Source organism: Dyadobacter fanqingshengii (assembly GCF_023822005.2).
Lineage (GTDB): Bacteria > Bacteroidota > Bacteroidia > Cytophagales > Spirosomataceae > Dyadobacter > Dyadobacter fanqingshengii.
On sequence record NZ_CP098806.1, the window covers coordinates 1068309 to 1089343 of the forward strand.

Sequence of the window (21035 nt, forward strand, 5' to 3'; positions counted from 1 at the left end):
AAATGGAAACTATAAAACAGAAAGGAACCGTTTTTACGGAAGTGAATAACAAGCTGGATCAAGTGGAATCCATGTTGATGGACTTCACAAACAGCAAACTTGTTATAATGGACAAGGAATATTGGCTTAGAGACTGGATGACATTGTCTGACTACTGCAAAAAATACAACATTAAACCATCAAGGCTTTCCAATTGGATGGAAAGGGGAGTAGTTCCTGCCGGCAGCGTGATCGTCATTCCGGAACTTAATGGATTGAAACTGATTAAAGACCAGGCCTTTATGGCCCGATCTTATAAAGCCCGGGCTGGTATTGGTGCTGCTTTTTAAAGCTTATATTTTAGTCCGGGTGTTTGGTCGACGGGTTGAAACCCGTCGGTAGAATATAAGTCGAGCCTCTGGCTCTTTTCGATGTTACTGAAAAGAGCCGGAGGCTCGACCTACTTAGTTGCAGCGGGTTTCAACTTGCTGGTAATGATATGATATTTGATAAATCAATTCCAGCCGCCACCCAAAGCCCGGTAAATATTCACCGTTGCGTTCATTTGCTGCATTTTAGTTTCGATCAGATCAAACCTGGATTCTAATGCCTCGCGCTGGGTTAAAAGCACTTCCATGTAATCGGCTCTGGCTGATGTGAAGAGGCGGTTGGCAATGTTGGTTGATTCGGTCAGTGCTGCTACTTCGCGGGTTTTGGTTTCGTAGCTTTGTTGCAGGTTGTTGATGTTCGACAACTGGTTCACAACCTCGATATAAGCATTCAAAACAGTCCTTTCGTAGTTGTAAATAGCCTGGACTTGCCGTGCATCGGCGCTTTTGTAAGTGGCCTGGATCGCATTTTTGTTGATCAGCGGTCCAGCCAGATCGGCTACCAATGTGGACATCAGAGACTTTGGAATATTGCCCAGGTAAATCGGGTTAAAAGCATTCAAACCCACAGATGCGTTCAGCCCTAGCGAAGGATAAAAATTTGCTCTTGCAACCATAACATCCAGCTTTGAAGCTTCCAGATCCTGCTCGGCTTGCCTAACATCCGGACGGTTTTCCATCAATTGCGATGGAATACCCGCATGAATAACCGCAGGAAGCATATTCTCGAAATTCTGGCTGTTTCTCAAGACGGGTTGCGGATATCTTCCCAAAAGGAAGTTGATCCGGTTTTCGGTTTCCACAATCCGCTGACGGATTGCATACTGGCGGTTTTGCGTATTCAGCACTTGCGCCTCAAACCTGCGCACAGCCAGCTCGGTCACCCGCGTCGCTTCTTTCTGCATTTTAACGATTCTCAGTGCATTGTTCTGAATTTCAATGTTCTGGGTTACAATGTTAAGCTGCGTGTCCAGCGCGATCAGCTCGTAATAGGAGTTGGCGATTTCAGAGACAATGTTGGTCATCATGAAATTTTTACCTTCTACGGAAGACAGATAACGGTTCACGGCAGCCTTTTTCGCGTTGCGCAGCTTGTGCCAGATATCCACTTCCCAGCGCGCATAGGCGGCTACGACGAAATCCGGCAGCGGCTCTGGCGTTTCCCTTCCCGGCTTGATTTCCGTGGTGGCTTCGCTGGAACCAACTTGCGTGTAACGTCCCGCTTTTTCAATACCGGCGCCGCCTCTTAAACCCACAAAAGGCAGATATTCTCCTTTGCGGGCCCGGATCTCGTTGCGGGATATTTCAATTTCCTGCAAGGTGATGTTCAGCTCCTGGTTGTTATTCAAAGCTGTGTCAATCAAGGCAGCCAACTGAGGATCAGTGAAATAATCCTTCCATTTCAGCTTGCCCGCGTTAGCGGTTGAGTCAGCTGCCTGCCCGTTGTAGGCAGCTGATAGTGTTTTATTCGGTGACCGCTGAACCTGTGAAGGCGCGTTGCACGCGGTATAAGTCAGGGCACTGATGGTGATCCCAACCCAGGTCAATATTCTTTTATTGCTCATCATTTTGCGTTTCTTGAGTGTGAGGGAATATGTCGACTGCGTGTACAAATTGTTCGGTAAGCGAGCCGTCCTCCTCATCTTTGATCATTTTCCGGCCATCGGCTAATGTGCCAAATATGTAGTACAATCCGGGGATGATAATCACCCCGAAAATGGTCCCGAAAAGCATTCCGCCCATAGCAGATGCACCGATTGTACGGTTACCAATGGCACCGGCACCGGTTGCAATGATCAATGGGATCAAACCTGCAACGAATGCAAATGATGTCATCAAAATTGGTCGGAAACGCACTCTGGCACCCTCAATGGCGGCGTTCAGGATCGTTTCTCCCTGACTTCGTTTTTGAACGGCAAACTCTACGATCAGTACGGCATTCTTACCTAATAACCCGACGAGCATGATCAAGCCGATCTGTGCGTAAATGTTATTTTCCAGGCCCATTAATTTGAGCAAAAGGAATGAACCAAACACCCCAACCGGCAGCGATAACACAACTGCAAACGGAATGATGAAGCTTTCATACTGCGCTGCCAATACAAAATAAACGAACGCCAATACAATCGCGAACACAACCAGCGACTCATTTCCACGGATCGATTCGTCATAAGAAAGACCTTCAAAAGCGATATCGTAACCTTGTGGCAATGTCTTGGCCGACACTTCCCGGATCGCCTGAATAGCATCCGCAGTGGTGTAACCTTTGGCAGGAAGTCCCTGGATCGCAGCTGAATTATATAAGTTGAAACGCGTGATCTCGTTCGGGCCCTGACCTTTTTTCAATGTCATGAAGGACGAGTAAGGCACCATTTCACCTGCGTCATTTTTTACAAACAATTTCAAAAGATCGGAGGGGAGCCTTCTGAAACTCGGGTCAGACTGCACGTACACTTTAAAGAACTGGTTGAACCTCGTGAAACCCTGTTCGTATGTACTACCGATCATTATGTTCAGGTTGTCCATCGCTTTTCCGATTGACACGCCTTTTTGCATCGCAAGCTGGTTATCGATCTGCAATTCATACTGCGGATAATTCGCCGCAAAGAATGTGAACAAGCCCGTTAGCTCAGGACGTTTCGCCAGATCCTCCATGAATTTTTTATTGATCTTATCAAATTCCGCGTAGTCTGTATCCGATGTTTTATCCAAAAGACGCATGGAGAAACCGCCGGATGTACCAAAACCTGGGATCGCTGGTGGTTCGAAGAATTCAACGACCGCACCGAGACCGCGCGTTTCTTTTTCAAGTTCTTCCATGATCTCTTTCACATTCTGCTTGCGGTCGTGCCATGGTTTCAGGTTGATCAGACAAGTTCCTGCATTGGAACCGCGGCCTTCCGTCATGATCTCGTAACCTGCCAATGATGACACCGATTCGATTCCTTCGACTTCTTCGCATATTTTTTGAAGACGGCGGGAAACTTCATTGGTTTTTTCCAAAGTAGAACCCGGAGGCGTTTGGATAATGGCATAAATCGTGCTTTGATCCTCATTTGGGATAAAACCTGCGGGTAAAATTTTGTTTACAAAAACAATCCCTGCACAGAAGCCCAGCAACACAACCCAGGTAACCACTCTGCGGCTAACAATCCTTTTCAGCAGGCTTACATATCTCCCTGTCAGCTTGTCAAATGTTCTGTTGAAACCGTCAAGCGCTTTGGTAAGGAGGTTTTTCTTCTTCGGATGTCCATGATGATTCTGCAATAACATGGCGCACAAAACCGGCGTAAGCGTAAGAGCGATAAGCGCCGAGATCACGATAGAACTAGCCATTGTGATCGAGAACTGTCGGTAGAATGTTCCTACCGGACCGGACATAAATGAAATCGGAAGGAAAACCGAAACCATAACGGCTGTGATCGCAATGATCGCTCCGCTGATCTCACCAAGAACTTTTTTCACCGCATTAAATGGGGAAATCCCCGGCTCTTCCTCAAACTTCGCATGGACGGCCTCGACGACGACAATCGCATCATCGACCACAATACCGATCGCAAGTACAAGCGCAAAAAGCGTTATGAGGTTAATCGAAAGCCCGAATGCCTGTATGACAAAGAATGCCCCGATCAGCGAAACCGGTACGGCCAGGATCGGGATCAAAGTAGAGCGCCAATCGCCAAGAAATATGAACACCACGAGGGCAACAAGGATAAATGCGTCGCGCAATGTGTCGATAACCTGCTCAATGGACGCGTCCAAAAACTGCGAAACGTCATAGCTGATCTTGTAATCAACCCCAGGAGGGAAGGATTCTTTCATCACATCCAGCTTTTTCTTCACCTCTTCAATTACGTCGCTTGCGTTACTACCATAGTTTTGGCGCAAAACAATCGCCGCAGAAGGATGGCCGTCGAGATTGGAATAAATATCGAAGAATTCAGACCCCAGCTCCACTTTGGCAATGTCTCTCAGGTGAACGCTTTCGCCTTGCGCATTGGCGCGGACGATGATATTTTCGTATTCCTCCGGCTTATCGTAACGACCTTTATACGTAAGCACATATTCCAGCGACTGGGCTGCAATACCGGAACTTTGCCCGATACGGCCCGGACGACCCACGATACTCTGCTCGCCCACCGCTTTCATTACTTCCTCAGTAGAAATGTTGTAGGCACGCATACGCTCGGGATTCAGCCAGAGACGCATTGCGTATCTGCGGCTACCCAATATTTGCGCTCTAGCAATCCCTTTTGTCCGCTGGATTTCGGGGATCATTTTTACTGTTGCGTAGTTGAAAAGGAATTTTTCGTCGATGCTTTTGTCTTTGGAATACAAATTGACATACATCAACATACTAGGCTGAACTGGCGAAATGATAACCCCTTCGCGCTGAACCAGCTCTGGTAAAAGTGGCATTACCTGATCCACCCTGGTTTTTACCCGGATTACGGCAACGTTCGGGTCGGTGCCGGGCTCGAAGATGATCCTGAGCGTCGCCTCCCCCGCACTCGTTGCATCGGTAGCAATGTACCGCATGTCCTGAACCCCGTTAATGGCCTGTTCAAGCGTGATTAATGTTGATTTTACCAATACATCGGCACTCGCGCCGGGATAGGCTATGAAAATGTTTACTGTTGTAGGGGCAATGTCCGGAAATTGGGAAATGGGTAATTTCTCAATGGCCAGGATGCCTATAAATACGATCATGATCGAGATCACGATTGCAAATACAGGTCTTCTGATGAATTGATTGAACATGTCTTTTTGTGCTTTTTAAGATACCTGACTATTCGGCGTAAAGACTTAGATTGGAGATAACGGAATCAGGCTTCACGAATGTGGAGTGGATCTTTTCGTTCTCTTTCACCTGACGCAAACCTTCCAGAAGGATTTTGTCATCGGCTTTCAAACCGGATTTTACGACGAAAATGTGCGGAAGCTCAGCCTCAATCTGGATTTCTCTCGAACGGATCTTATTTTCCTTATCCAACACATACACATATTTCTTTTCCAGCACTTCGAAAGTGGCTTTCTGCGGGATCAGCAATGCGTTTTTCATGGGGACGGTTACCAGGATGTTACCCGTTTCTCCGTGTCTCAAAAGTCTTTTGGGATTCGGGAACGTGGCACGAAAAGCGATGTTACCTGTTTCATTATTAAAATCCGCCTCAATCGTTTTCACTGATCCCGTGTGCGGGAACATTTGATTATTGGCCATGCGGAGGTTCACATTCAGCATACCGGCTGTGGCTTCATTGGCTTTGTAGTCCAGATACTCTGCTTCGGGAACATTGAAATAAACCCACATTTCGCTGTTGTCGGATAATGTGGTTAGCAAGTCGCCTTCGTCCAAAAGACTTCCCAGCCTTACCTGGAAATGGTCCATGATGCCGTTAAATGGCGCGCGAATTTCAGTAAAGCCAAGGTGCGTTGTAGCCAGTCCAAGTTCTGCTTTTGCTTTGTCCAGTTTGGCTTTGGCTAGTGCCAGCTCATTTTTGGAAACTACATTGCTATCAGCCAGCGACTTGGTGTTTTTGAATTCAATTTCTGCAAAATTGGCTTCTGCCTGCGCTTTTTGTTGTTCCGCCTGATAAAGCATCGGCATGATCTTGAACATTAACTGCCCTTTTTTGACGGTCTGCCCTTCGTCCACGTAGATATTTTGCAAATAACCTCTTTCCAAAGCGCGTAGCTCAATGTGGCTGATCGCGCGGATCTGGCTTACATATTCTTTGGTTACCAAAGTGTCTTTTTGCAGGGGGCTTGTTACGAGGAATTTAACTTCCTCTTCCTTTTCTTCTTTTTTGGATTCACAACCTGTATGGAACATTGTCGCACACAAACTGAGGACCATGAGAATTCTCTTCATGATGGTTTTGCTATTTGATAAATATGGTTTACTAGGCATGTTTTGTCTGATATTGAATCAAATCGCAATTCCTGAATTATGAAATTTCTGTGAGATAAGATGTTAACCATCACGAATAGCATCACATTTTTCATTAAAAAGAGGGTTTCTATTTTTGTAGAATTGGATTTAACTAATACCGATACAAAAACAGCACATTACCGTTAATAGCAAGTTAAAAGCAAGTTAAAAAGGCATTAAAATAAAAAATGCCACAGGCTGGTGTGGCATTTGACAATGTGCGGATATCTCATTTTCGGCAAACCTGGCTAGACCAGGAAGTAATTATGCCCTTTAAGGTGGAATTATTCCTGGTTTGTTGGAGCTTGGTTGATTTTCCAGCGTTTCATAATGATCTTGCCAGAGAAGCGTTTGAGGTGGTATTTTTCGGGTTCGCCGATCAGGAATCCGTATGCTTTCATGGATGGGATTGCGTCAAAAACTACTTTTAACACCGCCGTAATGGGAATGGCCAGGATTAATCCGGCCAGGCCAAACAGCATACCGCCCAAAAGCAAGCCTATTAATGCCATTAGCGGGTTGATACTCACTTTTCCGCCGACAATGTTGGGAGTCAGGAAGTTACCTTCCAGAAATTGGACAACCTGGAACCAGGCAACAACGCCCACAGCATACCACGCGCTGTCTTTCGTTGCCAGTGCAAACAATGCCGGAAGCACCGAACCAATCGCAATGCCGATATAGGGAAGCAACATTAACAATGATGCCAGAATGCCAAAGAACCAGGCATAAGGAATGCCCAAAACAAGAAGCCCGACCGTATTCAGGATGGCCACAATGCCCATAACGGTTACCAGTCCAACAAGGTAGCTTTGCACAACATAATAAATCTTGTCCAGCACATCACTAACCAGTTCTTTGGATGTAGATGCAAAGGCGTGAAAGAAAAATTCACGGAAAAAATCGCGGTAGTACAGCAGGAAAAACGTGAACAATGGAACCACCACGACGCCCGCAAGAATGCCGCCGACAGAACCAAAAGCAGTGCTGATAATAACGCCCGCATTGCCGATAACCCGGTTTGAAAAGCCTGTGATCTGCTTCGTGATTTCCCCTTGTTCTATTCCAAAACGCATTGTAACCCATTTTTGGATGGTCTCGAGAATGTGCATAAAGCGAATTTGAAGGTCGTTTCCATTGGCGCCGATCACAATAACCTGGTGAACGATAAACCATACCAGGCTTCCGATCAGCACAATCGCTATTAAAACTGAAAGCAACGATGCGGTTACGCGGTTCAGCTTGAACTTCTCAAAAAAGCGCGTAATGGGAAACAGCGAAATGGCAAGTAGAATGGAAAACAGCAGCGGGATCAAAACGCCTTGCAGCACATATAATAATGCAATAATCAAAACCAGGCTTAGCAGAGATGCAGCGAGATTAAGACTACGGAGACTATCGGAAAATTTAATCATGATTATGGAGAAGATATCTTACAATTCAAATATATAAAATACCATGCCCATGCCATGTACAAAAAAAGCGGGCGTTGGTGATTTCAACCAACGCCCGCTTTTTTATCAATTCTTATTATTTTTTATAGATGCGGTACAGTCTGCCCTGGTCGGTCACTGCGTAAAGCGCGCCGTCCTTGCCTTCTGTAATGTCGCGGAAACGCTGTCCTTCGGAGGCCAGAAGCCTTTCTTCTCCTACAACCTTGTTATTTTCGATCACCAGCCTCAAAATGTGCATGCTGCTCAATCCGCCGATGAAAAGGTTGTTTTTCCATTCAGGGATGCTATCGCTGCTGTAAAAAGTGATACCGCTCGGCGAAACCACAGGGTCCCAGTAATAAACAGGTTGTTCCAAGCCTTCTTTCACCTGAATAGAGTCACCGATTTTCTTCCCGCTGTATTCAATTCCGTAAGTAATGGTCGGCCATCCGTAGTTTTTACCTGCCTCAATGCGGTTGAGCTCATCGCCACCTCTTGGCCCGAATTCTACTTCCCAAAGGTCGCCCGAAACCGGGTGGAATGCCAGTCCTTGTACATTGCGGTGTCCGTAAGAATAAATCTCCGGTTTCGCGCCAGATTTGCCTTCAAATGGGCCACCTGCAACCGGTTTCCCGTCTTTCGTAATGCGGATCACCTTTCCAAGACTGGAATTCAAATGTTGCGCCTGTGGCCTGGAAACAGTGTCAGAACGCTCGCCGGTGCTGATAACCAGGTCGCCTTTTTTGTCAAATAATATCCTTCCCCCGTAATGCAGGTTGCTTGGAAATGCAGGCGTAGCGCGGTAGATAACGGCTGCACCTTCAATTTTTTTCTCGTCGGCCGAGAGCTTTCCTTTGGCCACGGAAGTAAGGTTACCGCCCGGACGCGTTTCGGCAAACACCCAGTAAACCATTCTGTTTTTGGCAAATTCAGGATCAACCCGGATGCCCAGCAAACCACCCTGTCCTTCTGAATTGACGGCCGGGATCCCGGTGATCGGTGCGCTTACTTTGCCGTCGGTGGTGGCAATGCGCATGGTGCCTGCTTTTTCGGTAATGATCAATCGGCCATCCGGTAATGTGGTAACGCCCCATGGATTTTTGAGGTCGCTGAATAAAACTTTGCCTTCATAGGCAGTGGTGGATTTTACGCCGCCGATCCTAGTCTGGCCCTCAAAAGAAGGTTTGTAATCTGAATTGGCCTTTTGAGTTTCGACAGGAGTGCCCGATGCCGTTGTTGCCAAGCTGTCTTTTTCCGCAGCATCCGAATTTTCAGATGATTTGTTTTGGCAAGAAGCGATCACAAAAGCTGCCCCGGCCAGGGTTAGCAGAATACTTTTAGTCATTTGTTTTAAGTTAGAGGTTTCGAAATGAGATTTTGGGATGACTTATTTTTACGAATACACAATCTGGATAACGGTAAAGATGTGTTTTAGGATCAAAAATAAAGGAATATCTTTCAAAAAATATCATGGAAAATGGCAAATGAGCCGGAAATGTACGCGCAGCTAAGGGTTATTGTGGACAAACTAGTTCCGCTTTCGGACGAAGAATGGGCGATTTTTCAAACATTCTTTATCCAAAAAAAAGTGGATGCGAAGACCATGCTGACACGGGAAGGTCAGGTTGCAGACGAGATATATTTTATCCATACCGGCCTGGCGAGGCTTTATTACACCACAGAAAATGATGACCAGATTACGGCCTTCATATTCTCAGAAAACCTGTTTGCCAGCTGTCTGGAAAGTTTTGTCCAGCAAATACCAAGCACGCAGAATCTCGAAACGCTGGAACCATGCTCCTTACTTGTGCTGACCAGGGACGGCCTGGAACGACTTTACAATCTGGTTCCTAAAACCAACATTATCATGCGCAAAGTGATGGAACAGCGGTTTATTTCGGCGCAGCGGCTGCTTTCGTCTTACATTCTGTCAAGCCCGCAGGAGCGTTACGAGTTGTTTGCCCAGCACTATCCAAATCTGTTACAACGCGTGCCGCAATACATTCTTGCCTCTTTTCTGGGTATAACCCCGGTGTCGCTGAGTCGCATACGCAAAAGGATTTCGAGGTCGTAGATCGTTTCTTATCTTTTGTTAATCGCTAAACCGAAGGGCAACGGATAGTTTTGCATTTGTACAACAAACAGATGAGCTATGAAAACGATCGTGAAAATTCTCCTACTAACACTGGGAACCTGCTTCAACAGCATTGCCCAGAAGCAGCCGTCAGCCAACCGGTTTGAACTCGAAGCCGACCCGATTGCCTACATTTTAAATGGTTACTCATTTCATGTGGGCTATACATTAGGCCACGTGCGTTTTGACGCGGGTGTTTTTGGAATAAAGCAACCGAAATTTGCGCTGGAAAATGAGCAGTTTTCTGTTAAGAGTTCCGGCTTCGGCATCAAGGCCGATTATCTTTTCCGGGCCAACAAAGGCTTTTTTCTTGGTCTCCAATCTGATTACGGGACAGACAGAATGGGTTTGAAAAATACTGCGGTCAGGCAGGAAGCAGAGAGTATAATGCTTGGATTACGAACGGGTTATCGTTTTATGTTTGGAAAAAAAGAGAATCAATACAAAGGGCTTTACCTTGTGCCCTGGGTAGCATTGATTAATACACTGGATCCTGCGGACATAATGGAAAATGACCAGCGTTACGAGCAAAAAAAATGGTCTCTTTTCCCCACTGTACATCTGGGCTACCGGTTTTGAGATGAAGGAGCCAAAATATCTTCCCATTTGTAATAATGGAAAACTTTTCCTTCTGACATCACTACCAAAAGTCCTTTCGGAAAATCATTCGATAGGGCAACATTGGTTACGTCGGAACCGTCGCTCTGGTGGGCTGCTACTTTAACAATTTTCACAAGCTCATGGGCGTGCGGATCTGCCTTTGTTCCTTCTCTTTTGAAAATGTGAAATTTATCCGCGCCTTGATCCGAAACGAGGATGTAACCTGTTTCAGGGCCGGTTTTGTAAATAGAAATTCCCTCGTTGTCTTCCGTAAAACCTTTGTTAGGGATCAATTTCAGTTCCTTGCTGCTGCTGTCGGGATCTGCATAATATTTGCGGACGCCTACCTGTTCATCGGAGTAATATACATAGCCCATTTCGTTGTCTACTGCAATGGATTCTATCTCTTTTTTACCGCTGTATTTTCCAAACTTCCGGACCAGGTCCGCCTTTATATTGCCTTTCCCATCGTCTGACAGCTTGTATTGCCACAAATAACCTTCCGTCGGGCCACTTTTTCGGCCCACAATGGCGAATATCGCCTTATCTGTGGGGCGCGTGTAAAGCGCAATGCCCATGGGCGCCTGCAATGAATCGCCTTTAAAAACTTCAATGCCGCCCGCGTCTACCACTTTCATGTCGGGCAGTGAGAAAATCCGGATCTTGTTCGCTTCTCTTTCTGTGGCTACGGCAATGTCTGTCTTTTTGCCCGAAAGCATCAGCCCGTAAGCGATATCCACATTATTAGGGCGTTTCAACTTGACAAACTTGTCTTTTTGAATTTTACCCGCCAAGTCAAACACATACAAACCACCGTCAGCATCTTTATCCGTGCCCAAGATCAGGCTTTTGGCAGGATCGTCGGGATTAATCCAAATGGCCGGATCGTCCGTGTCATGCACGACGGAATCCGTCACAATGAATGGTTGAATGATGGTTGAATCTGTTGTAATTGAATCGGTAGTATCATTGCCGGATTGCTCCGATGACTGGCGGTTACAAGCGATAAAACTGAAAGCTGCAAGCAAAAAAACAATGGAATGGGAACGCATTTTTATTGGTGTTATGATGAAAACAGGCCGTTCCCGTGCTGGAAACGGCCTACATGGATATCAAATGTTGTTACTTGGTCATGTCGAACTTCAAGCCGAAATTAAACCTTGGGCGGTAATATTCCGCCTGAACCGTCCTGGCTGAAATGCTTTGGTAGTAACGCAGCGGCTGGTTGGTCAGGTTATTGGCCTCGGCAAACAGGCGGAGGTTTTTGGTGATTTTGTAAGCCGCATTGGCATCCAGGAAAAACTGTTTGTCGTAATAAATATCATCAAAGTCCTCGCCGCCCAGTGCGTCCAGGTAGGCCGCCGTGTAATTGGCCGACAGTCGTGCAGAGAAGCGTTTGTTTTCCCAGGACAACGACGCATTAAACATATGCGGCGCGGTTCCGGGCAGTGAAACGTCTGTTCTTTCATGACCATCTTCGTTATACACACCGTCTGCAAACGACTTTGTAAATGTGTAATTGGTATAAATCCCGAAGTTTTTCAAAAAGCCCGGAAGGAAATCCAATTGCCGCTGGAATGCCAGTTCAAATCCGAAAATATTGACATTATCACCGTTTCTCGATTGCAAAAAGTCCCACTGCTGTCCTGCCGAAATCGGGTTGGTAACACTTGGGAAACCGGCTGTGAAGTCAGCTTGCGAATATTGCTGGTTGCGGTAAGTGTAGATGAAATTTTTAAGATTTTTATAAAAAACACCTCCTGAAATCAGACCCACCGACTCAAAATAATTCTCTGCCATTAAATCAAAATTCCAGGAATAGGTGGCTTTCAAATCGGGGTTACCAGCCGAAATTTCCTGGTCGCCCGGGATAATGCTGATGTAGGGAGCCAGGGCGTAGTAATTCGGGCGCGCCAGCGCCGTGGTTGCTGCTGCTCTCAGGATAAAATTGTCCGTGGCATTATAGCGGAACGAAACGCTGGGCAGCACATTCAGATAAGTGTTCTCGACCGAACGCGCGCCTGCCAGTTCTTCCTCATCTTCGATAATGTTCCCGGTGTAATTGATGGAGGTGTTTTCAAACCGGGCACCAATGATCATGGACAGTTTTTCATTGAAATCCTGGTCAAAACGGACGTAACCTGCCACAATGTTCTCTTTTGCATTATAGTTGGCCCCGAGGAATTCTCCCGGAACAGATTCGGCTTCAAACTGGCCCGTATTGCTGAGATTAAGGTTGCCTAAAAAGCCTTTGGAAGCAAACAGACCGGGTACCAGATGCGATCCCGCCTGGAATTTCTTGCCGGGCCAGTTTACGGTTCCAGCGTCACCAATTGTTGCGATATCGTCTTCATTTACAGGCGTGTATTCAAAAAAGTTGTTGTTTCTGTCTTTGGTTTTAAGCCGCAAACGAGCGCCTACACGCATCCGGCCTTTTTGATTAGGGATCATGGAAAGCGGGAAACGCAGGTTAAGCTTTGCACCCAGTTCGGTCTCCTCGGTAAAGTCATGGTTTTCTGTAATTTCATGTAAACCCAAGGTCGTTGCGTCCAGCCCGACCGGCGACACAAGCGGCGCACGCGAATCGCCGTTGTAAGTGAGCGTGTTACCACCTTCCCGGAAGCCAATGTAACGTTCGTTCGGCCTGTCTTCGCTTGCAGTTGAATAGCTTACAGACCAATCCAGATCCACCTTGGGGCTAAGCAAATGGTCACCACGAACCGAATAGTTCTGCACAGTTTGTCTCTCCAGACGGCCGCCTTTGTTTTTATTGTTATCAATGCCGCCTTTGGTTTGTCGTCCTACGCGGCCTTCAAAACCGGTGATTTTATCGTTATCGTCATAAACAGGCTCAATGTCGTCGATTTGCAGGCGGTAGCGGTTTTCAATGTCGTCGCGCCAGTTGTACATGGCGTTCGCAGTAATGGTATGATTTTGGCCTAATTTAAAATCAAATGCAGCCGAAAGGCTTCTTCTGATCCGCTGAACGTCGTATTTTCTGATATCGGTCTCATTGATGAACACATTGCCGAAATCATCTTTTGCCCACACCGCTTCCACGTCATCCGAGCCGTAATTGTTGTTGTTATAAGAACCGCTCAGCACCATTCCAATCGCCTTTTTGGCAAAACGGTTGGCATAAACAAAACCTCCCGTATACAATGCTTTGCTGCGGATCGGGTTGAAGCCGGAGGACAAAGTAGCCGAAATCCGCTGGCTGTTGGGAGCCGCGCGGGTTACCAAATTTACCGAGCCACCAATCGCATCCGCGTCCATATCCGGGGTCAGTGTTTTGTTCACTTCAATGGTCGAGATCATATCCGACGGGATCAGATCCATCTGCACACGACGGTTGTCACCCTCTGCGGATGGAATGCGGTCCCCGTTCAAAGTCACCGAATTGAGCTCCGGCGCCAGTCCGCGTACTATAATGTTCCTGGCTTCGCCCTGGTCATTTTGCATGGTAATGCCCGGCACCCGTTTCAATGCATCGCCGATGTTCGAATCCGGGAACCGGCCTACCTGGTCCGACGAGATGATGTTGGTAATGTTATCATTGTTTCGCTGCTGGTTAAGCGCTTTCGCCTGGCCTTTCAGCCGGTCGCCCAGAACGACCACTTCGTTTATGTCCAGTCCGCCTTCTTCCATGATCAGCTCAAAGGATCCTGCCCCGCCGCTTTCCACAGTAATGTTTTGTGAGAAATTACGGTAACCCATATAAGTCGCTTCCAGCTGATAAGTGCCTGGGGTAACATTCAGAAATTCAAATTTACCGTACACGTCGGAGATCGTGTATTGGTTACCGGGAGTGATTTTGACGGTCGCGCCCGGAAGGGATAACTTCTGCTCGTCCATGATTTTACCTGAAATCACCGCTTTTTGCCCGAAAGTAATGGTTGGTGCGCACAGGATCAACGATAGTAAGATTGAGTGTAGTAGTAATGTTTTCTTCATCAGCCTGATTTTAGTAATCTGCAAAAGTCAGCGACTAATGTTATCAGGGTGTCAGCTAAGTGTTATGAAATTATTATTTTGCAACGTGAGAAAGACGTTTTACATATTTATAGCCGTTGTTGCCCTTGCTTCCTGCAAGGTAAGCGTTTCAGAAAACCATGATGGGACATCGGCTTACCATCAGCTTATGCAAGCTGGGGATTCTGCGATTTTGGCTAAAAGACATATCCCTTTCAGCAAAACGCTCAATTTCAGGGACATTGGCGGACTTAAAACCAGGGATGGGAAAACCGTTCGTTTGGGGAAGATTTATCGCTCGGGTAATTTGGCCGAACTGGATGAAGACGAGTTTGCAAAGTTTAATGCCACGCGCATTGCGCATGTGTATGACCTGCGTACGAATCATGAAATCAGGGGCAAGGAAGATCATTTGCCGCCGAATGTGCGATATCTTCACACGCCAACCGTGGCGGATAATGAGGGCGAAATTGCCCAGCTGAAAAAGAAAGTGATCAACGGTGAGATTTCGGAAGCGATGGCAAGAGACATGACGACCCGATTCTATGAAGATGCGGTTTCCGTGAACGTGAGTGCATTGCGGGACATCATAAAAGGCATTACTGCTTCGGATGAGCCTGTTTTATATCATTGTTCTGCGGGAAAGGACCGCACAGGGATTGTTTCTGCACTGATTTTATCCCTACTGAATGTGGATCGGGAAACGATCGTGAACGAATATCTGCTGTCCAATTACTATCGCAACGCCCAAACTGAAAAGACATTGGGCAAAGCGAAAATGGGCAAGATCATCAAGCGCAACATGGATCTCAAAGCAGTGGAGGTCTTAACCACCGTGGAGGAAGGCTTTATCAATGCCACATTTGATACTATTGATAAAAAATACGGCGGCATGGATTCTTTTATTCAAAACCAGTTGGGCATCGATCAGAAAACAAGAGCGCAGCTAATTAATAAGTTCACCTATTGAACCCGAAAGTGTGCAATAAGCCATTACTTTTCAGGTAGTTGAATGATGAATGTTGTTCCCTTCCCTTCTTCGGTTTCTACTTTCAGCAGGCCGCCGTGGAATTTAATGATATCATATGAAATACTAAGCCCGAGTCCGGTGCCTTGTCCGGTAGGTTTGGTTGTAAAAAAGGGCTGAAAGATCTTATCAACAATGTGCTGCGGGATGCCAACGCCATTATCACGCACTGAAATTTCGATCAGCGACTCACCAGAAGGCGATTTGATCCGTTTTGTCGTAACCGTCACCAGCGGCTTATAAGATTCATCTGAAACTGGTTGAAGCGACGGTTTCACGGCAAAAAACGCGTTGTTATACAGGTTTAGCAAAACCCGTCCGATATCCTGCGGAATGACCTTTATATTGCCTATGCTTTCGTCAAAATAGGTTTTGAAATCGGACGCAAAAGTTTTGTCCTTGGCCCTCAAACCGTGATAGCTTAGCCTTAAATATTCATCACAAAGTGCATTAATGTCCGTTGATTCCCGCTCGTTGGTGCTGGTGCGGGAATGCTGCAACATGCCTTTCACGATCGCATCTGCGCGTTTGCCATGGAAGATAATGCGGTCGCTGTTGTCGCGGATGTCGGTGATACAGGCCTGTATTCCGGCTGTTGTTTCGTTGTCCAGATCAGCTGCTATCTCGTCCAGGAGTTCAATGTTGACTTCGGAAAAGTTGGTAATAAAATTCAGCGGATTCTGGATTTCATGGGCAATGCCCGATGTAAGTTCTCCGAGGCTGGCCATTTTTTCGCTCTGGATCAATTGCGCCTGGGTTACTTTGAGATCGTTAAGCGATTGGGTAAGGGCAACTGTCCGTTCTGCAACCTTTTGTTCGAGCACCATATTTTGTTCCAGGATCAACTCCGATTTTTCGTGCGCGATGCGGAGCGTATTGGCGTGCGCTTCTTCGCGTTGCTTTTTATACATATTAATGCGGTCGGCCAGTGCCAGTGAAAGCAGCGTTACTTCAATGGCCGAGCCAATTTGCATGGAGTTGATATAATACATAACCGGCAATACATTCAGCGCTTCGAGAATGGCCGCTATAAAACCCACGATCAGAAAGCTCCATGCTACGAGGTAAAATTTGGCCGGTTCATAACCTCTTCTGTAAACGATCACCCCGGCGATCAGGAAATAAATGGCCATCAGCACAATTCCCGCCTGGGCCAAACTCAATGCGGTTATTTTAAATGGCGTGAAAACAAGCACAAATGCCAGAATTCCCCAGCATATAAAAACGATCGAAAACCGGTGCGCACGCGGCGCAAGCTGGCTGGTGTGCAGGAACTCGCGTGTGAATAATGTTGCAGTAAGAATGGTGAGGCCCGAAACTGCAACAGCATATTGGTTGAGGAGTGGGAAACCGGGCCAGATAAATTCAAAAACGTATTGGAAAACGCTGGACATAAACCACGTTATACTCAATACGTAAGCAACGTAATACAAGTAAATCTTTTCGCGGGTGGAAAAATAGAGGAAGAGGTTGTAAAAGAAAATAAGCATCATGACGCCCGTATAAATGCCCTGGATCAAGTCCAGAATGTGGGTGTCCTCCATAAACGCCTGTAATGTGCCCACTCTCAGCGGAAAAAAGAACGGCTGCATGGTTTTCACACGCAGCAGATATTCCTGTTGCGCGTTTTTTGCGACTTTCAATGGAAAAAGGAATGTGTTAACCTTTACAGCGCGCTGCTCAAAAACGTAGTCGTCACCCGTTAGCAGCACTTCTGCCACTTTATTGTCATGAATGGTATAAAGGGCAATGCTATCAATAAACGCAGAGCCAATGTGCAGGTAAAAATTCTTTTCTGTATTGTTGCTGACCGTAAACCTGAACCACACCGCGTCGGATGTGCTGCCGAAATTGGGCACTTCCTGCTCGTATTGCTTGAATTGCGACTGGAAAGCCGGTTGTAATATCTGTTCAACGCGAAGGGAGCCAGGGTCGCGGAAGTAGGCGGTGTGGTGGCCGATCGGATACCAGTTAACCGTATCGGAAAGCGGTACAATAGACTGTGCAAAAAGCGCTGGTGTTGTAAGCAAAAAGAGAGAAAAAAGTAAAATTGATCTCATCGTGGGGTGGCGACTGATTGGTTAGGTTTACTGGAAGGTTGAATTGTCTAAATTTAATTAAATTTTTTCTGTCAATGGTGAAGCTATTTACAATAAATCGCTAATAATGACTACATTGACAACCATATAAGCAGCCCATTAAGGGCTGTAACCCCACTAAATATCAAGTTTAATTCCTGGCCTAGTAAGCGAGCGACACACTACGTAAAAGTACATGTGCTATTACTACATGTAAAGAGATATAGCTTCTACACAGGCTGATTTAATGGCTGTTCCCGTTTTGCAATTCCCCGAAAATAAGGACGTTCAAATTCATCTTTTCTGACATGAGTGCTGGCGATTTAAAAGAATTCGAAGAGGGTTTGTGGGTTAGCTTGAAGCCGTTGAAGAATGATCCCGATGCGCGCATCAGGTCGAGGTGCGCGTTTTACAAAAAGTATGGACAGGAAGGTGATTCAGGATCATTTGGTTACGGGGATTCGGAAATTGCCTTTCTGACCTGGGAAAAAAGGGCAGTCCTGCGCCCGGTTGACGGCGCACCTCCGGGAAGTCCCTGGTGGAACGATGTCAATCTCTGGTTTATATATTTATCAGAACTGGGCGCTAAGGCCTATGAAACGGGTATGCCTATCTACGAACTTCCCGTCCCATCGCAGTTTTGGCTACGCTTTATTCAGCAGCCCAATGCTGTAAACTGGTATAAAGCGCATAATTCGAGCATTATCGACGGCTATCTCAAATTCTCCGACCTGGCGGAAAAAGAAACTGTGCCGGAAAAGATCTTTATCAATATGGTCTTGTACAGGTTGTTGTTTGCCCAATCGCTGGTGGAAGGCGACTTTCCGCTTCCAAAGCTCGGCAAGATCATGGGTGATCCGCGTGGCCGTTCCGTTCAGTTCGTGACCAGCCTGGATGCCTATTATCCGGCACATTATCCCATGACGGGCGAGGAGATCAGGGAGGTGCTTGGGAAGTCGCACCGCCTTTCCGAACTGGGCGTAGAATTCCTGGATGACGTGCTCGTGGAGCCGGAGCTCACACAGCTTTATCAGGAAGCCTCAACATGGAACAACCAACCCGCTTTGATGAACCTCATCGTAAATCACAAACCCGCCTATCCCAACGGAGAAAGGCTGCCGGATACGCAGAAAGCCTGGATTATCGTCCTGATCATGTGGCTTAGGAAGCTGTTTTTCAAAATATTCTGAACACAAATGCTAACTAAAATTCCTGACACGAAACCCTATGGAAACAAAGAAAAAGAAGATTGCAATTTTGGGCGGCGGCATGGCTTCGCTTTCCGCGGCGCACGAGCTGACCGACTATGAAGGCTGGCAGGATCATTATGAAATCACGCTGTATCAGACAGGCTGGCGGCTTGGTGGAAAAACAGCCACCGGGCGCGGGGAATGCGACCGGATAGAAGAGCATGGGATTCATATTTTGCAAGGTTGGTACGACACCACATTCCGCCTGCTTCGTGACGTATATGCCGAACGGAAACAGCACAACCTTGCACCGGGCAGCCCATTGCAGGATCTTTTCAAAGACGGACTTGTTGCCAATAATTCAACATTACTGACCGAATTTGTCCCGGAACTGGGCAAGTGGACAAACTGGCCGCTGGTATTGCCCGAAACGGAGGAACAACCCGGTGCAGGCGAGCCTTTGCCTATGTGGGCGCTGGTGCGAAAGGGATTGTCGGTAATGGCCGAAATGTTGCTGGGAAGCCCTTATTCCAGCACCGGCAGCTGGTTCAGCAGGTGGGTACTCAATCATTTTTTTCCAAAATTCGTGGATGGCGTCGAACAAAAACGGCAGGAAAAAAAGGGATTTTTACACTGGCTTCTCAAACCACTTTTCTCCGAAAACGGATTCGTTGGACGCCTTATCAAACGGGAAATGTCGCACATCAATGAAGCCATCAAATTGCTGGCCCAGGAATCCGGCGATAATCACAAGCATCATAGCTTCATTTTAAATTTATTGGAAAGGGAGATCAGGCACATAGAGCGCCAGGGCTTGCCTTATCGTGAAGACCAGCAAGAGAAAAGGCATCAGGCCATAGCGGTTTGCTTTGCTTATTACAACATTAAGGGTATCCTCAAAGACGTTTACGATCGAAAAACGGAGATTTTTGATTTTGATAAAATTGATAAATATGATTACCGCGAATGGCTGGCGATGCAGGGAGCGCCGCAATGGTTGGTGGATTCAGTGATCGTACGCTTCTTTTACACCGGAACATTTGCCAATCTGGTTAACGAAAACGGGGGAGCGGTGGCTGCGGGAACAGCGCTTCAATTTTTTGCGAAATCGTCAGGTTACAAAGGTTCATTTGTATATCAAATGGTCTACGGCACAGGCGATGTGATGGTCATGCCTATTTACGAGGTTTTGAAAAGCAGGGGTGTGAAATTTAAATTTTTTCACAAAATCGAGCAGGTGCATTATGATGCTAATAAGATTATTGAAACGATATCTTACGCTGAGCAGGTAAAATTGCAAGTGCCGGAATATGATCCCGTCAAAAAGATCAACGGTGAACTCCGCGTGTGGCCCGGCGCGCCGCTGTACGACCAGCTCGATGCCGAAAATGCCACGCGTTTGCAAGCAGAAAAAGTGAATCTGGAAGATCCCTGGACGGATTGGACGGACTACCGGAAAGGACAATTGAAAAAAGGCATTGATTTCGATGAAGTGGTCCTGGGCATTCCGATCGGCACGCTGAAAAGGATTTGCAGCGAGATTATTGAAAAAGAACCGCGCTGGAAATCCATGGCCGCGAACATTGTCACCACGCCCACGCAGTCAGCACAGCTGTGGTTCCTGCCCACTTTGCAAGAACTTGGCTTTGAACTTTCTGAATGGGGACTGGCTCCGGGATTGAGCGCGCCGAATGTTGTGGTTTACCAAAATCCGATGTATTCATGGCTGGACAGCACTATCGCGCTACCAAGTGAAAACTGGCCAAAAAACCAGCAACCCAGGTTTCTTGCTTACTACACAGGCCCATATCTGCTGCGCAAGCCATTGCCGGAAGGGCCGGATACAGCCTATCAGGCCATTGAAAATGAGCGGCTGAAAAATGCATTTGAACAATGGTTGCAGGACAACAGCGCGTGGTTTTGGCCAAAAGCCGGGACCTATTTGTATCCCCAGGGGCTCAATTTTCAGTTATTGGCCGATGTCAAGGATTCCAAAGATGGTTATGCTCGATTTTCCAGTCAGTTTTTCAGGGCCAATGTGCGTCCGACCGACCATTATACGCTTTCCGTGCCCAACAGCGCCATTCACAGATTAAAAGCGGATGCGAGTGGATTTGAAAACCTGTTCCTGTGCGGCGACTGGATCGATTTCGGGGGCAATGTGGGCTACATTGACGGCACCATTCAGTCCGGGCAGCAGGCAGCGCAGGCGCTTCGGTCACGAATGCATCTGGGCGGACACAAGGAAATCTGGTCGGAAATCAAGTCTTGATTTTTGGAGGCAGCGTTTGTAACATTTGA

Annotated in this window: 14 protein-coding genes; 6 read left to right on the forward strand and 8 right to left on the reverse strand. The window is 46.9% G+C overall.

Annotated features, from left to right (window positions below):
- Positions 1 to 2 precede the first annotated feature (2 nt).
- Positions 3 to 329: a hypothetical protein gene (locus NFI81_RS04215; RefSeq protein ID WP_234613908.1), complete on the forward strand. Its 327-nt coding sequence runs from the start codon at positions 3 to 5 to the stop codon at positions 327 to 329.
- A 164-nt stretch (positions 330 to 493) separates the two neighbouring features.
- Here NFI81_RS04215 and NFI81_RS04220 read toward each other — a convergent pair whose 3' ends face one another.
- The 5 genes from NFI81_RS04220 to NFI81_RS04240 all read right to left on the reverse strand — a co-directional run bounded on the left by NFI81_RS04220 (position 494) and on the right by NFI81_RS04240 (position 9078).
- Positions 494 to 1933, reverse strand: a complete 1440-nt coding sequence (locus tag NFI81_RS04220) for a TolC family protein (RefSeq protein ID WP_234614897.1) — start codon at positions 1931 to 1933, stop codon at positions 494 to 496.
- Positions 1923 to 5129 (reverse strand): efflux RND transporter permease subunit, encoded by a 3207-nt coding sequence (locus NFI81_RS04225; RefSeq protein ID WP_234613906.1) that lies wholly within the window; start codon positions 5127 to 5129, stop codon positions 1923 to 1925. Before NFI81_RS04225 ends, NFI81_RS04220 begins: the two co-directional genes overlap by 11 nt.
- A 28-nt stretch (positions 5130 to 5157) precedes the next feature.
- On the reverse strand, positions 5158 to 6240 hold the full coding sequence (locus tag NFI81_RS04230; RefSeq protein WP_234613904.1) for an efflux RND transporter periplasmic adaptor subunit: 1083 nt from the start codon (positions 6238 to 6240) through the stop codon (positions 5158 to 5160).
- A gap of 344 nt (positions 6241 to 6584) precedes the next feature.
- On the reverse strand, positions 6585 to 7715 hold the full coding sequence (locus tag NFI81_RS04235) for an AI-2E family transporter (protein WP_234613902.1): 1131 nt from the start codon (positions 7713 to 7715) through the stop codon (positions 6585 to 6587).
- Between the two features lie 115 nt (positions 7716 to 7830).
- The gene (locus NFI81_RS04240) at positions 7831 to 9078 is read right to left on the reverse strand and encodes a PQQ-dependent sugar dehydrogenase (protein WP_234613900.1); all 1248 of its coding nucleotides are present in this window, start codon (positions 9076 to 9078) and stop codon (positions 7831 to 7833) included.
- Between the two features lie 132 nt (positions 9079 to 9210).
- Between NFI81_RS04240 and NFI81_RS04245 the strand changes: the two genes are divergently transcribed.
- Positions 9211 to 9807: a Crp/Fnr family transcriptional regulator gene (locus NFI81_RS04245; RefSeq protein WP_234613898.1), complete on the forward strand. Its 597-nt coding sequence runs from the start codon at positions 9211 to 9213 to the stop codon at positions 9805 to 9807.
- 78 nt (positions 9808 to 9885) lie between these two features.
- Complete coding sequence (locus NFI81_RS04250) at positions 9886 to 10446, forward strand: hypothetical protein (protein WP_234613897.1); 561 nt, start codon at positions 9886 to 9888, stop codon at positions 10444 to 10446.
- Here NFI81_RS04250 and NFI81_RS04255 read toward each other — a convergent pair.
- Entirely contained in the window at positions 10434 to 11519 is a 1086-nt protein-coding gene (locus NFI81_RS04255; protein ID WP_234613895.1) for a phytase, read from the reverse strand. The genes NFI81_RS04250 and NFI81_RS04255 overlap by 13 nt on opposite strands.
- Positions 11520 to 11589: 70 nt before the next feature.
- The gene (locus NFI81_RS04260) at positions 11590 to 14421 is read right to left on the reverse strand and encodes a TonB-dependent receptor (protein WP_234613893.1); all 2832 of its coding nucleotides are present in this window, start codon (positions 14419 to 14421) and stop codon (positions 11590 to 11592) included.
- A gap of 85 nt (positions 14422 to 14506) precedes the next feature.
- Here NFI81_RS04260 and NFI81_RS04265 point away from each other — a divergent pair, with 85 nt between their 5' ends.
- On the forward strand, positions 14507 to 15409 hold the full coding sequence (locus tag NFI81_RS04265; protein ID WP_234613892.1) for a tyrosine-protein phosphatase: 903 nt from the start codon (positions 14507 to 14509) through the stop codon (positions 15407 to 15409).
- A 23-nt stretch (positions 15410 to 15432) separates the two neighbouring features.
- Here the strand turns inward: NFI81_RS04265 and NFI81_RS04270 are convergent, their stop codons facing one another.
- Positions 15433 to 17526 carry a sensor histidine kinase gene (locus NFI81_RS04270; RefSeq protein ID WP_234613891.1) on the reverse strand — a complete coding sequence of 698 codons (2094 nt, stop codon included), beginning with the start codon at positions 17524 to 17526 and terminating at the stop codon, positions 15433 to 15435.
- Positions 17527 to 17852: 326 nt separating this feature from the next.
- Between NFI81_RS04270 and NFI81_RS04275 the strand changes: the two genes are divergently transcribed.
- Both NFI81_RS04275 and NFI81_RS04280 read left to right on the forward strand, forming a co-directional pair.
- A complete protein-coding gene (locus NFI81_RS04275; protein WP_234613889.1) occupies positions 17853 to 18734 on the forward strand; it encodes a hypothetical protein in 882 nt (293 codons plus the stop codon).
- Positions 18735 to 18771: 37 nt separating this feature from the next.
- Positions 18772 to 21006, forward strand: coding sequence for an NAD(P)-binding protein (locus NFI81_RS04280; protein WP_234613888.1), 2235 nt, complete (start codon positions 18772 to 18774; stop codon positions 21004 to 21006).
- The last annotated feature ends 29 nt before the right edge of the window (positions 21007 to 21035 follow it).

Coding starts and splice junctions, on each gene's coding strand:
- NFI81_RS04215 (WP_234613908.1), top strand. CDS start 3: ATGGAAACTATAAAACAGAAAGGAACCGTTTTTACGGAAGTGAATAAC.
- NFI81_RS04220 (WP_234614897.1), bottom strand. CDS start 1,933: ATGAGCAATAAAAGAATATTGACCTGGGTTGGGATCACCATCAGTGCC.
- NFI81_RS04225 (WP_234613906.1), bottom strand. CDS start 5,129: ATGTTCAATCAATTCATCAGAAGACCTGTATTTGCAATCGTGATCTCG.
- NFI81_RS04230 (WP_234613904.1), bottom strand. CDS start 6,240: ATGAAGAGAATTCTCATGGTCCTCAGTTTGTGTGCGACAATGTTCCAT.
- NFI81_RS04235 (WP_234613902.1), bottom strand. CDS start 7,715: ATGATTAAATTTTCCGATAGTCTCCGTAGTCTTAATCTCGCTGCATCT.
- NFI81_RS04240 (WP_234613900.1), bottom strand. CDS start 9,078: ATGACTAAAAGTATTCTGCTAACCCTGGCCGGGGCAGCTTTTGTGATC.
- NFI81_RS04245 (WP_234613898.1), top strand. CDS start 9,211: ATGGCAAATGAGCCGGAAATGTACGCGCAGCTAAGGGTTATTGTGGAC.
- NFI81_RS04250 (WP_234613897.1), top strand. CDS start 9,886: ATGAAAACGATCGTGAAAATTCTCCTACTAACACTGGGAACCTGCTTC.
- NFI81_RS04255 (WP_234613895.1), bottom strand. CDS start 11,519: ATGCGTTCCCATTCCATTGTTTTTTTGCTTGCAGCTTTCAGTTTTATC.
- NFI81_RS04260 (WP_234613893.1), bottom strand. CDS start 14,421: ATGAAGAAAACATTACTACTACACTCAATCTTACTATCGTTGATCCTG.
- NFI81_RS04270 (WP_234613891.1), bottom strand. CDS start 17,526: ATGAGATCAATTTTACTTTTTTCTCTCTTTTTGCTTACAACACCAGCG.
- NFI81_RS04275 (WP_234613889.1), top strand. CDS start 17,853: ATGAGTGCTGGCGATTTAAAAGAATTCGAAGAGGGTTTGTGGGTTAGC.
- NFI81_RS04280 (WP_234613888.1), top strand. CDS start 18,772: ATGGAAACAAAGAAAAAGAAGATTGCAATTTTGGGCGGCGGCATGGCT.